Here is a 12829-nt window from a genome sequence, read left to right as displayed (position 1 = left end):
CGCTGAACAGGCTGGGTATGAAAAGAGTTCACTCTTTCGCTTTATACCGACCAGCTTCCGCGAAAAAGGTTATATCTGAATAGCCAGCATGAATCTTTCCTGAATGCAAAACGCCGGCAGGAATAGAGTAGATATCGCCTTTACCGAATTGCTGCTTTACACCGTCGATGGTCAATTCGATGACACCGCTCAAAACAAAACCAACTTGCGCCGCATGTGCATGTTCCGGCAGATCTGCATCCTTTTCAAACTGCATGAATATCAATTGGTGATCAGCGGCTTGGGATAAATATGCCTTGATGCCGTCGATCGGTAAATCAGCTTCGGGCAAAGCTTGGATTGGAGGAGGGAAAATGTTTTCCAATTCGCAATCTCCTTCTATAAATGAGTAAACTCATGGACCAGCTCCATGCGGTTATGCGTTGTACTCCATCAAAATTTCAATATGTCCAGTGTGTTCGTCAACTCTTTCCGTTACGGCCTTGAATCCACATTTCCTATAAAATCGGACGCCTTGCTCATTCTCACGATATACGGTCAGACTCAATTTCATTCTCAGCGATTTTGCTTTCTTCATCAACTCCTGCCCAATGCCTTTACCCTGAGCATCAGGAGCAACGAACATCGCCGCTAACGAATCTGCCTGGAGCGAAAAAAAGCCCTTAATGGTTCCGCTCTCTGAAAAGACATATGTATCGGAATTTGGAATATATGTTTCACGCATATCATCAACATGTAATTCCCAAAATTCCATTCCAACAAAACGATGTGCCCGGATTGAGGCTTCCAGCCAAATATTCAAGACATCATCCATGTCTGATGATTTAAAAGGGCGTATCATGATATTTTTGGTCTAATAAACACTCACGGGCCGGAGCTGACCGGCTTCCGTCTGTGCAGCAAGCTTGCTAGCGGAAGGATAGGCCGAAGTCCGGTCCATCCGGTTGTTCTCGACGGGGCTTCTGTGGCGAGGGCAACCGGATGGACGTAGTCAGCCCCGGGTGCATCCGCTGAGAGCGGATAGTAATTTGGCTAGGGCCAGCCTGGGTTTAGCCGCTTTCAGCTTGGAGCGCTTTTCCCGCTCATAGGCAACGAATGGGATCGAAAATACTGTCCCGCGTCTTATCGTGGCGGACGTGTCGTAATTTGAGCTCAGTTTTTTCGCCACCCTTGATGTGAAAGACAGCTGTTTTGGCCGTCCATAAAAGCCGTCCTGCGTAGCCCGAAAGGGACGGAGCAAACTTGAGCGACTTGTTAAACCATTCTAATCTCATGTTCGACATATTCGGTTTCTTTAGCGCCACCTGTATAACCTACTTTTATCTTAGCCTTCGCGTTAGACGAGATACCTGAGTTAGTCACTTGGTGTTCTACTGCAAGCGCCAATGGAGATTCACGCTTTAGTGTCCACCCGATTCTCCGAATATTTCCAGGAGCCTTGATATGCACTGATTTTACAATTTTCGAACGGCTCATGTCTTCTTGATTATGTCCATCCTGAAGGATGATGGGCCATTCATGAATTACTACAGGAGGTTGATATGCATTAATAAAAAGGACCTCAACTCTAGCTGTATTCATTGTTGTATCGATATTTGCATAGCACTTTTACATTTGCATCGTTTGCAACGGAGAATGTCCGTCTCTGCAGAATCCAAACTCCGGCAGTGAATAAAGCGACGAGTATGCCGGACACACCCGATAAAATAGCGGATACCGCTTGATAGTTCTCATTGAGCCATTCGATCAACTTAATTCTCCCTCGGAAAATGGTTTAACGCAAGCCGTAAACGGCACATTTGTAATGAGCCCGAACAAAAAATGCGTCCGAGTTTGCGGCCTTGTTAGCCATCAAAGTAGTTCACGACCACATTTCCGGCACACTGCCGTATTGCCTTCTGGGTACAACTCAATGTTTGCCAAGTTATCTGTTCCACAATGCTCACAAGGCAACCACCTATCTGCTAAAAATTTATCAAGAGGGACTGATCTATGCATCACTCTGACCGCTGAAGGGTCTATAACACAATATAGATGTGTAGGACGCTTGGCTGGCGGAACAACCACCGTTCCAATTTGTGTTACCAAACCACAACTCGCCCAACCATTGATTATGTTTCTTGCGCCATTTCCTGTAATTTTTAAAACATCATTTGCGACATAGTTTGTGGTGAACAACTCTCGACCTACTCGCTGTATTTCCTTAATAAATACATCTCCATATCGCTCTGTAAGAAGTATTTCTCCAAACTGAACGGAAGCGAGATCAAGCGATGAATAGTCGATCTTTGTAGAGTTTGAGTCTTTATCACCCTGAATAGCAAAAATTTTTTCGCAAAGGCGAATCATATTTCGAGGTGAGCCGTTAGCTAAAAGACAGATTGTATCGTCGACCTGTTCCCCGGATTTCATTAGCTCAGAAAAATTTACTATCGTTCCGTTACTAAATGCAGATAGACGTTTCGACAATGCTTCCTTCAGTCGATTGCGATTCCACTGCAACTGGTATTGAGGGACTCTGTCTGGACGAGCATCTTTTCTAAAAAACGGCTCGATCTGATCCCATAAGAAAAACTTAAATCCGTATCCAGGCAACCCTAATAATTCAAGGTCACGAATCAAGGGTTGAATAAGGGTGTACGTCTTTTCCGGGTCGTTGCCGGTTTTTTCTGTTTCATCAGGTCTGTCGACGAGCACATAGATTGATTTAAACCCTATCTTCCGAACAAACTTGAATAGTGTTTCAAGTTGAAACTTATAGGTTTCCGTTAGCCTTTTTTCATCTTGTCTAACATCTGGGAGGTCAATCGCCTCAAGGGCATATGTTTTTAATAGGAAATTGACAACTGACTCCATGAATCCGACGTTCTTATGCCAAAACTCCTTGAATTTATCGGGAAGGCTTTTAAGTTCGTTGAGTAATTCTTGAATGCCATCCCCGGTAAGGTGGCCTAAATATGTTTGCACAAAAACAGCAAATTGCCTTTTTTCTTCCTTTGATAGCTTTCGAATAACATCAGGGTTTTCAGACAAGTAGGAAATAAAGGATACAAGAATTCTAATAATGATGTTTCGTAAGTGATACTGAAGGGAAATATCCGATAGGGACTCCCCAGAGCTAAATTCAAATCTATCGTACGTGACTGCAAGATAACCAGAACTGATGGCATCCGCTTCCACCATTCTTCTTTGCGCTGTTTTTCCTGCGCCTCTTGGGGCGAGCACTATCCCGGAAGATGGTGATACAGCATCCCCGATGATCGCATCAAAATACGGTGGAGGAACGAAGTACTCGTGTAGCGACTCTTCTTCGTCAGCATTCGTTTTAGAGAACGGGTGCTGATTGAATCCTAAGCTTTCGTAAACCGCCATTGCATCTCCATTTTGAGGCTAATGTGTTATTATCCTGACTTTGCAAAAGACCACCTCTTTCCATCTAGGTTGCTAGATACCGTTCTAAGAAAATTTCAGCAAAAAATTGGCAAATATTTCAAAATGAAAACTGCCCGTCAGGTATTTCATCGGGCTCTGAGGTCAGCTTTATGCATTGGACTGAAGTTAGCATTATGCGGCAATCGTGGGTTCATCCTCAGGGGCGGTACCTTGTTGTACTCTGTCCCAGGGCGTTGCCCTGGGCTATCGTATGCCGCCCCGTTGGGGCTACGAGCAAGGAGATTATGGGGGGATACGGTCATTATTGGAGTTGCTCAATCCTCATGTCCATGATCTTCCTTGCCGCTTCGTCCAAATGCATGTCGTAGAGCATCATCGCGGTGTTCTCGTCAATGGTGATGCCGAAGGCATCTCGTCACCTCACTGCCACGGCCCTTTATCCGTCGACTTCCGCTTATCACTGGCCCGCTTCCGCGCCTTGCCTTTCAGCTTGACCAGATCCATCGGACGCGGTCCGGCCAGCAATTGGATAGAACTACGACCACTTGGCAAGCCCTCGTTGAATACGCGAACAGAAAACCTCGACGTCTTTGGCAGAAAGGCGCTCTGCCTTGTAAAGAGACAACATCTCGAACCGGCATGTGGGCGCACAGGTGCCAAGGAGTGCCGTTTTCAACACTCGTTTTACGGGCTGCCACAACACTAGGCGGTCCACCCACCACGGTGCGCCAAGCGATGTAATGGCAAGCGCTCTTCTCAAGTGGTGCAGTCTTGGCTTGATTGGGCCAAGATCGGTGGAGTGGTCGTAGGCGATGCCAGGAGCCCAGACACGGTCGAACCACCCCTTCAGGATGGCGGGAAAGCCAAACCACCAAGTAGGAAACACCAGAACGAGGGCCTCAGCCGAAAGCAGTCGCTCGATCTGCGATTGAGTGGCTGAGGAATCAAACGGAGGATCATAATAGCTCTGGCGTTCGCTGACTGTAAGCGAAGGCGAGAAATCGGTTTCGTAGAGATTTTCGACCTGTACTTCGTGTCCGGCCTCGGTCAGCGCTTGGATAGCAGATCGAGCCAAGGAATGGCACAAGCTGTCGGCAATTGGGTGCGCGACTACGACAAGACACTTCATGGTAAAAATGGCTACGCGATACGGTTTCTCGTTGGCTAACGCAAAGCTCACTGGCGGCAATGGAGCGCAGCGGAATTGCCGTCCGGTGCAGCGTCTTGTTGGCAGTTTATTTCAATTCAACACCCAAGAACTTGCCCATCGCACGAAGAACGATCTCTGGCGACTCGTCAAACGCCACATGTTCGGCAAAAGGTACGTTCATGAAGTTCACCTTGTTATTCATGGCCTTTAATCGTGCCATGCTTTCCAAATTGGTAAGAAAGTCATTATCCCCTCGAATCACCAACATGTCTGCGGCAATATCTCGCATAGTGCCTTCTGGATGTCCATCCGCAGACAGGTCTGTCCACATGGCGACAACGCTCTTGGAGAACACATCGAAATCCGGTTTGGGATTCAAGCGCATATAGGTGTCATAGCTTGCTGGAAACATCTCTTTCCATGCCTCGCCAGTCATCCCGGATATCATCTCCCAGCAGGGTTCTTTCTCGTTCATTTCCCAGCTTGCACCCACCGTTACTAATCTCTGGAGCTTCGGGTCGCTCGCTGCCGCATAACGATACGCAACGACGCCGCCGTCGCTGAATCCAAATATGCTGAATGCCCGAAGATCAAGCGCATTGATTACCGCATTGAGATCATCCGTCATGGTCTTGTAGGAAAGCTTGGTGCTTCCCAAGCTTGACCGTCCGTGTCCCCGGCTGTCGATCCCGATCAATCTGAAGTGACGAGAAAGGGTTGGCGCAATAGTGTTGAAATCCTCAATGGTTCCGAACCCCCCATGCAGCATGAGCAAGACGGGACCATCAGATATCCCGATTTCCTCGACGTATATCTCGGCGTCACCACTCACGACGAGGCGTCCTGTTGTATGGCTAAACTTGGTGTGACTGTTCATTTCGGCATTCTCCTGGTGCGCGATGCTTGCGCATCCGGATAGTATACGTACGCATACTCCCATCAATGCTTCTGCGTAACGTTTTGGGTGGTCATTCCTTTTACTCCAACAGTGCTCTTATCCTGACTTCGCAAAAAGACCACTTCTTTGCATCTGGGTTGATCAATACGTTTTCCGGATGGCGGGCCGGGGAAGGAACGCCTTGATGCTTTCGGCGTATGGCATTTACTTGCTTGGCCGTAATTCAAGCGGGAGGCGTTTGCAAGCATGTCCCGCAAAAGCGTGTTACAGGCCACAAAGGAGCCGTGCCGCTCGACTTGCAGCAAGCCTCGGACAATGACGAGGGGATATTACGGTGAGAAGGATCGCGGTTCTGGGTTTGACAGCCCTGGTCAGCGATGCTAGCTAATACATATATCAATAATGAGCTACGCATATAGGTACAAAATATGAGTGAAACAACCCTTCTCCGGGCGCTCAGGGTGATTGACGAAATATCCAAACATCCTGATGGGCTTGGCTTCTCGGCTCTGCGGAAATTCCTGGGCAACCCCAGTCCGACCACGGTGAACACGATTCTGAAGGAGCTTCTGGGCATGGAGGTCCTGCAAAAGACCTCCGGAAAAACATACGTCCTGGGTACCAGGACCTATTTTTGGGGCAAGGCCGCGGCCAGAAACAACGATCCCATGCGGATCGTCAGGGCACGTATGCGCGAGCTTCATGAAGAATTCCAGGCATCCGTGAATCTGTTCACCTGCTCGCAAGGCAATTTATTCTGTCTGGAAAGCTTCGTGGCCCCCCAGTCGCCTTCCATGTGGCCCGCGGGGCAGAGTCTGGCCCTGAGCCTGCCGGTGGTGGGCTCGGTATTTTTCTATGACCCCGCGCAACTCCGGGACGAAGGATTGTTGCAGCAAGAGCTTGCGGCGCATGGTGAAGAGATTTCCCTGGACGACGTGAAGATCATGATCCGGGAAGCTCTGCAAACGCGGATGCAGGATGACGGCGGTCTGTTTTATCCGGGAATGCGGCGTTTTGCCGTTCCCATACGGGACCGGGAGCGAACCGTGCTGGTTCTGGGACTTGGGGTGCTCGAGGCGCGTCTCAACAGGAGCGACATCCGCGACAGGATCGTTTCCAGGATGGAAGAAGCAAGACAAAGCCTGGAACAGACATTCAACAATCAGTATTCGGAAAAGGACCTGTAATGGCTGAAAAAAGACCGAACATCCTGATTATCCAGGCGGACCAGCTGGCCGCTCCGGCCTTGCCCTGCTATGGACATCCGGTCACCAAGGCGCCGCACATCGATTCATTGGCCGAGGACGGCGTGATATTCGACAACGCCTACTGCAACAACCCGCTCTGCGCTCCTTCGCGGTTCTCCATGCTCTCCGGACAACATGCGTCCAAAATCGGAGCCTATGACAATGGAGCAGAATTTCCGGCGGACATTCCGACATTTGCCCACTATCTCAGGGCAAACGGATACAGGACCACCTTGTGCGGAAAGATGCATTTCGTGGGCGCGGACCAGTTGCACGGGTTCGAGGAACGCCTGACCACGGACGTCTACCCGGCCGACCACGGCTGGGCTCCGGACTGGGAAAGGCCGGACCATCGCTTTGACTGGTGGTATCACAACATGGACAGCGTCTATCAGGCCGGGCCCTGTGAGCGGACCAACCAGATCGATTTCGACGACGAGGTCGGTTTTCTGGCTGAACGACACATTTACGACCTGGCCAGGGCCAAGGAAAGAGCCAGGGACGGGAGCGGAAGCGGGGATGATCGCCCATTCTGCCTGACGGTGTCCTTTACCGACCCCCACGATCCGTATGCCTGCCCCAAGGAGCACTGGGACCGCTATGAACACGAAAAGATCGATCCGCCCCGGGTCGGGCATATCGCGTATGACCGGTGCGACCCGCACAGCCGGAGGCTGCGCCAGGCCTGCAAAATGGGCACGGGGGAGATAGACGGGCAAGATGTCCGCAATGCCAGACACGCCTACTATGGCCAGATCAGCTACGTCGACGACAAGATCGGACGCATCCTGAAGGCCTTGGACCATGCGGGGCTCCGGGATAACACCGTGATCATATTTACGGCTGACCACGGCGACATGCTGGGCGAGCGGGGGCTCTGGTACAAGATGTCCTTTCATGAATGGTCGGCCAGGGTCCCGCTCATCGTCTCCGGCCCTGATTTTTTTCAACCACGGAGGATCGCCGCCCCGGTTTCCCTGGTGGATCTTCTGCCGACCCTGCTGGAATTGTCCGCCGACCCTCATGTGCAAAATCCGGCGGACGGACTGGACGGCAAAAGCCTGATGCCCTTGCTCCGGGGTGAAACGAGCGATTTCGAAAGACCGGTCATATCGGAGTATCTGGGCGAAGGCGCCATCGCGCCCATGATAATGGTCAGGAAGGGCAGATACAAATATATCCACTGTCCCGCTGATCCCGCGCTGCTCTTTGATCTTGAGACGGACCCCGACGAACTTGAGAATCTTGCCCCCAAAAGCGGATACCACGACGCGTGTCTGGAGTTCGAAACCATCGTCTCCCAACACCAGGACCTGAATGCGCTGCACGACCGAATCCTGAAAAGTCAGAAACGAAGAAGACTCGTCTTCAAGGCGCACATGACCGGGAAACATACGTCGTGGGATTTTCAGCCCACCCAGGACGCATCTCAGCAATACATGCGCAATCACCTTGATCTCAACGTTGTGGAACGGTGCGCCAGGATTGCTTCACGAACATGAACAGCCCGCACGCAAACCCGGTTCCCGAAATCTGATGCGCGCTTTTTCCTTGCTGGTGAAACCGGCTTCCGCCGATTGCAACCTCAAGTGCACGTATTGCTTTTATCTGGACAAAAAAAAGCTCTACCCGAAAGACCAAAGACCCCGCATGTCTGACGCAACGCTTCAACGCATGCTGGAACGGTATTTTGCAACCAGGCAGCAGGTCTACTCACTGACCTGGCAGGGAGGGGAGCCGGCCCTGATGGGCGAGGAGTTTTACAAGCGGGTCACGGATCTGCAGAAAAAAACAGCCCGCAAGGGTTCGCGAATCGTCAACTGCATCCAGACCAACGCCACCCTGATCACCCCGGAAATGGCCGCTCACATGGGCAAGTACAGATTTCTCGCCGGATGCAGCATGGACGGCCCCGCTACCGTGCATGACGCCTTCCGCACAACTCCGCGGGGCGGGCCCACTCATGAAAAGGTCGTCGAAGGAGTCAGGATGTTCAGGAAGCACGGCGTGCCGGTAAACGCGGTCTGCCTGGTTTCCTCGGCCAATGCGCACCATCCGGAGGCGGTGTACGACCATCTGACGAGCCAGGGGTTCAGGCATATCCAGTTTATTCCTTGTTTGCGGCAAGATTCCTGGAGCGACGGGCCCGACCCCGGCCTGACCGGGGCCGAATGGGGAGAATTCCTGCTCCGAATTTTTGAAAAATGGCTCACGAGCGACATGGGCACGGTCAGCATCCGCAACTTCGAATCAATTCTGGCTCAACTGGTCATGGGCCGGGCGGCGGAATGCCGCATGGCGGACCGTTGTGATCAGTACCTGGTCGTCGAATATAATGGCGACGTCTATCCCTGTGATTTTTTTGTCCAACCTGGGCACAAACTGGGCAACGTCCATGACGACTCCTTTGAGGAGGTTCTTGGCTCCGCGGGGTATCTGAAGTTTTCCGACCAGAAATCGGCCTGGGCTCCGGAATGCCACCGCTGCTCCTCTCTTCAACTCTGCAAAGGCGATTGCCCCGCATTCCGCCTGACAAAAAACAACCACGCAAGCGTCCTGTGCGAGGGATGGAAGTATTTTTACGAAAAAACACTCCCTCGCTTTATGAGCATCGCCCGCGACATTTCCGGGCGACCGGTCCCGACCGGCTCTCTTTCCTGAATCGCAACCAAGGAGGAAGCATGAAGAAATCAACCACCATCGCGTGCCTGGCCACCATTCTCTTTTTGAGCTGGGGATCCGTCTCCCTGGCCCAAGACCCCATTCGGTTCGGCGTACCGCCCTGGCCCGGCGTGGAGGTCAAAACCGAAATCTCGGCTCAACTTCTGGAAGCATTGGGGTATGCGACGGAACAGATCCAGATCGGTCCTCCCGTGGTGTACAGGGGCATGGAAAACGGCGACGTGGACGTGTTTCTGGGAGCCTGGACCCCGCAGCAAAATCCACTGCTGAGCCCCTTGCTTGAAAAAGGAACCGTGGAAATCGTCCAGACCAATCTGAACGACGCCTTGATCAGTTTATGCGTGCCCGCTTACGTGGCGGAACAAGGAGTCCGGAGCTTCGCCGACCTTGCCGCCCATGGCGACAAGTTCAATCGCCACATCTACAATATTGAAGTCGGATCGCCCATGCACACGGCCATGGATGAAATCATCGCCAATAACGTGGCGGGGCTCGGCGACTGGGATCAGACGGGAACCACGACTCCCATCATGCTGGCGGAGGTCATGCGACTGATCGACAACGGCCAATGGGTCGCGTTCGCCTGCTGGAAGCCGCACTGGATGAATATCAGAATTGACATGGAATACCTGGAGCCTGTTGACGGCACGGAAAGCTTCGCGAGCGCGTCGCTGATCCATACGGTCGTCCGCGACGGGTTTGAAGCGCAATACCCTGACGCGTATCAGTTTCTCCGGAAAATGACGGTCACATCCGAGACGCAAAGCCTCTGGATCAACGCATACGGACAGGAAGGCCGGCCCGTCGCTGAAGTGGCCGGAACCTGGATTAAAAACAACATGGACATTGTTTCGGGCTGGTTCGCGGGCGTCTCAACCCCGGACGGCACTCCAGCCATGGAGTTGATTCAAAATACGTTCAACTAGCCGCCAAATCGGTTGCTCTCGACGCGGCTTTCGCGGCGAGGGCAACCGGATGGCCGCGGTCAGTCCCGACATCAATCGGAAGGCGGCCTTGCGGCTCGGGATGTTATGCTCAGCGCGGTCACGGTGGCCAATATCAGCCCCATACCCAAGATTTGCGGACCAGCCAGAGTCTGGTTCAAAATCAGGACGCCGAACAGCGACGCGGTGACCGGCTCAACCGTGGCCACGATTGAGGCCACGGCCGGCGCCGTATGCCTCAGACCGATGATATAGAGAACAAACGACAATCCCGCGCCGAGCACGCCCAGGCCCACGAACAGCGGCCAATCCGGAGTGCTCAGAACGGCAACGGTCTGGTCGGCATCTCCCGGCCGGATCAGGATGACGGCAAGGACCGCGAAGGCAATGGAGAGAATCGCCTGCGGGCTGCCATGGGGCGCGGCGTACTTGAATCCGAAAATAAAGATTGCGTAGGACAGCCCGGAAAGCAGCCCGGCGCCCACGCCAATGGCCGTGACGCCGCTTGCGCCGATGTCGTAAATCCCCGTGAGCAACACGATGCCGAGCATCACCATCGCGATGGCGGCCCATTTCAGCGGGGTGGGCTTTTCCAGCTTCAAGGCGAACGACACAAGGTACACGAACACCGGCGCGCAGTACATCAACGTCGCCGCAACCGCGACGCTGCCCTGGCCGATGCTCACGAAATAAAACGAGAAGTTGCCTGCTACGCCGAGACCGGCGATCACGGACCAGAACCATAACCGCCGATCCGTCAACCCGCTGCCCTGTGGGCGCAGCATGAGCCAGACGAGGACGCACAGCAGCCCGATCAGGCCTCGGTAAAATGAAACGACGAACGCATCCCAGCCGTCGGCCATGAGAATCCCGCCGATCCCGCCGGACAACCCCCAGAAAAGAGCCGCCAGCGCCACGAAAACCGTACTCGCGCCCGCCATATAACCTTGATTTTGATAATGAAATAAAGATTTCGCCGCGACGAGTGTCGCAGTCGAGGAGTTATGAGATGCAGCCGGCGTCCCTGGCCTCAGGGCGTGGCAATGTGTTGAAAGCCAGATTCTGCAGGCTGTTCAAAATCCCCGATGGCAAGGCGCAAAAAAAAGATCAAGGCCGAAGCGTATTGAGTCATACGTAAGGGTTTGAACTTTTTGCAGCAACGCAGCTAGCGGGGATTTTTCAACAGCCTGTTGGAGTATTGCCTGAACTCCGGGCTGGGGGTCGTGAACGGCGAATCCCGGATCAACATGGTCACCCGATGATTGTAAGTGCGATCCATGGAACAACGTTAAAAACAAACACAAATATTTTATAAATCCCAATAAGCAAATAAATAGCCGCGTTAAACGTATCTCGCGGCATAGGGAACCACTTGCTGTGCGTTCGATATACGAATTCACTTCCAAATCCATATGCTACCACAAAAAACGACAGAACCAGCAAGGCCACGTTGATGATGGTGCACCACATAAAGAATTGTGTCAAAATTTCAATATCCATTTTGATCTCCTTGCTTCAAGTCCCATTTCTCAATCCACACGACACTGTCCAGAAGCAGCTTTATAATGGAGGCAAAATCGCAACGAAAAAGGTGTCGATGTGCGTACCTTGATAGACACTACCGTAACGACGCCCAACCTCTCAGCTTAGCGGCAATATACGGTGCAAGGGCCGTTGCCGCGAGGACGACGGGCCAGATATTGCCACCCTTGAATGTGTAGGCCTCAAGCAACACAGTCCACGACTTGCCCTGCCAGATCCCGAACGAAAATTCAAAGACGAGCGTCAATGCGAGCCAGCCAAACCCAACGAACCAGAACTGCGCAGGGCGGCGAATTTGCAGCCAAGGAAGCGATACGTACGCCACGCCAATGATGAGGGCGGAAAGCAGCAACCCACTCAGAACGAGCGCGGTCGGGGTTCCGAGCCCCGGAATGAGCACGGACTCGCGCAAGGCCCCATTAGCTATGGCGAGAACGAGGATGCCGACCCAAAGTATTACTGCCTTTATCATTATCATCGGAGGGGTCATCGGAGGGGTCAAGTCTGCTCTTGGCTCGAAAGTATTATTTTCCTCAGCGAATCCAACCTGATCCGAAGCGCCCTTTCCCCCTTCACCCTGGACTGGAGGCGAGAAGGTCGTCTTCGGTTATCCCATACTCACTGCAAACGGCATTCACGATGTCCTGGGGAGATGGCGCAAGGAATCGGGACTCCGGGATTTCCTCGTGCAGTTTTTCTCCAAAGAATCCGGCCTTGACGCTCTGCATAAACTCCTTGCTCCCAAGTACGGCCGGCAGTTTCTTCAGCGAAAAAATCCGCTGGATTTCTTTGGAATCTTCCTGAGCCATGTACTGACGATACGTTCTCCCGGCCAGGACCGGATCGTCGGAGAACTTCAAAGTCCGCACCGTCGAGAAAAGTCCGCTCCCGCCGCCTGCCCCGGTTCATGACGTGATACCAGGCTCCGGGATATTCAATGCGCAATGGTCTTGCCATTCGACCAAGCTACGGG

14 protein-coding genes are annotated in these 12829 nt (G+C 52.6%); 4 read left to right on the top strand and 10 right to left on the bottom strand.

Annotation, left to right across the window (positions count from 1 at the left end; translation table 11 throughout):
- Positions 1 to 28 precede the first annotated feature (28 nt).
- The 6 genes from AC559A_RS01460 to AC559A_RS01435 all read right to left on the bottom strand — a co-directional run bounded on the left by AC559A_RS01460 (position 29) and on the right by AC559A_RS01435 (position 5420).
- On the bottom strand, positions 29 to 364 hold the full coding sequence (locus tag AC559A_RS01460) for a cupin domain-containing protein (RefSeq protein WP_498815784.1): 336 nt from the start codon (positions 362 to 364) through the stop codon (positions 29 to 31).
- Between the two features lie 51 nt (positions 365 to 415).
- Positions 416 to 841 carry an N-acetyltransferase gene (locus tag AC559A_RS01455; protein ID WP_498815782.1) on the bottom strand — a complete coding sequence of 142 codons (426 nt, stop codon included), beginning with the start codon at positions 839 to 841 and terminating at the stop codon, positions 416 to 418.
- Positions 842 to 1254: 413 nt separating this feature from the next.
- Positions 1255 to 1581, bottom strand: a complete 327-nt coding sequence (locus tag AC559A_RS01450) for a hypothetical protein (protein ID WP_498815780.1) — start codon at positions 1579 to 1581, stop codon at positions 1255 to 1257.
- A 270-nt stretch (positions 1582 to 1851) separates the two neighbouring features.
- Complete coding sequence (locus AC559A_RS01445) at positions 1852 to 3372, bottom strand: anti-phage protein (protein ID WP_498815778.1); 1521 nt, start codon at positions 3370 to 3372, stop codon at positions 1852 to 1854.
- Positions 3373 to 3928: 556 nt separating this feature from the next.
- Positions 3929 to 4522, bottom strand: coding sequence for an NAD(P)H-dependent oxidoreductase (locus AC559A_RS01440; protein ID WP_498815776.1), 594 nt, complete (start codon positions 4520 to 4522; stop codon positions 3929 to 3931).
- A 106-nt stretch (positions 4523 to 4628) separates the two neighbouring features.
- Positions 4629 to 5420 (bottom strand): alpha/beta fold hydrolase, encoded by a 792-nt coding sequence (locus AC559A_RS01435; protein WP_498815774.1) that lies wholly within the window; start codon positions 5418 to 5420, stop codon positions 4629 to 4631.
- Between the two features lie 449 nt (positions 5421 to 5869).
- Between AC559A_RS01435 and AC559A_RS01430 the strand changes: the two genes are divergently transcribed.
- The 4 genes from AC559A_RS01430 to AC559A_RS01415 are packed head-to-tail and all read left to right on the top strand — an operon-like array spanning position 5870 to position 10296.
- The gene (locus AC559A_RS01430; protein WP_498815772.1) at positions 5870 to 6628 is read left to right on the top strand and encodes an IclR family transcriptional regulator; all 759 of its coding nucleotides are present in this window, start codon (positions 5870 to 5872) and stop codon (positions 6626 to 6628) included.
- Complete coding sequence (betC, locus tag AC559A_RS01425) at positions 6628 to 8190, top strand: choline-sulfatase (RefSeq protein WP_498815771.1); 1563 nt, start codon at positions 6628 to 6630, stop codon at positions 8188 to 8190. Before AC559A_RS01430 ends, betC begins: the two co-directional genes overlap by 1 nt.
- A gap of 34 nt (positions 8191 to 8224) precedes the next feature.
- Positions 8225 to 9349: an anaerobic sulfatase maturase gene (locus AC559A_RS01420; protein ID WP_498815769.1), complete on the top strand. Its 1125-nt coding sequence runs from the start codon at positions 8225 to 8227 to the stop codon at positions 9347 to 9349.
- Between the two features lie 20 nt (positions 9350 to 9369).
- A complete protein-coding gene (locus tag AC559A_RS01415) occupies positions 9370 to 10296 on the top strand; it encodes an ABC transporter substrate-binding protein (RefSeq protein WP_498815768.1) in 927 nt (308 codons plus the stop codon).
- 71 nt (positions 10297 to 10367) lie between these two features.
- Here AC559A_RS01415 and AC559A_RS01410 read toward each other — a convergent pair whose 3' ends face one another.
- The 4 genes from AC559A_RS01410 to AC559A_RS01395 form a co-directional block, all read right to left on the bottom strand.
- Positions 10368 to 11255, bottom strand: a complete 888-nt coding sequence (locus tag AC559A_RS01410; protein WP_498815767.1) for a DMT family transporter — start codon at positions 11253 to 11255, stop codon at positions 10368 to 10370.
- A 310-nt stretch (positions 11256 to 11565) separates the two neighbouring features.
- On the bottom strand, positions 11566 to 11814 hold the full coding sequence (locus AC559A_RS01405) for a DUF6868 family protein (protein ID WP_028573069.1): 249 nt from the start codon (positions 11812 to 11814) through the stop codon (positions 11566 to 11568).
- A 118-nt stretch (positions 11815 to 11932) separates the two neighbouring features.
- Positions 11933 to 12334 carry a hypothetical protein gene (locus tag AC559A_RS01400; protein WP_051434731.1) on the bottom strand — a complete coding sequence of 134 codons (402 nt, stop codon included), beginning with the start codon at positions 12332 to 12334 and terminating at the stop codon, positions 11933 to 11935.
- A 94-nt stretch (positions 12335 to 12428) separates the two neighbouring features.
- The gene (locus AC559A_RS01395) at positions 12429 to 12725 is read right to left on the bottom strand and encodes a hypothetical protein (RefSeq protein ID WP_156932985.1); all 297 of its coding nucleotides are present in this window, start codon (positions 12723 to 12725) and stop codon (positions 12429 to 12431) included.
- Positions 12726 to 12829 lie beyond the last annotated feature (104 nt).

Source organism: Desulfonatronum zhilinae, assembly GCF_900182865.1.
In the GTDB taxonomy this organism is placed as follows: domain Bacteria; phylum Desulfobacterota; class Desulfovibrionia; order Desulfovibrionales; family Desulfonatronaceae; genus Desulfonatronum; species Desulfonatronum lacustre.
This window is presented reverse-complemented; position numbering and strand designations above follow the sequence as displayed.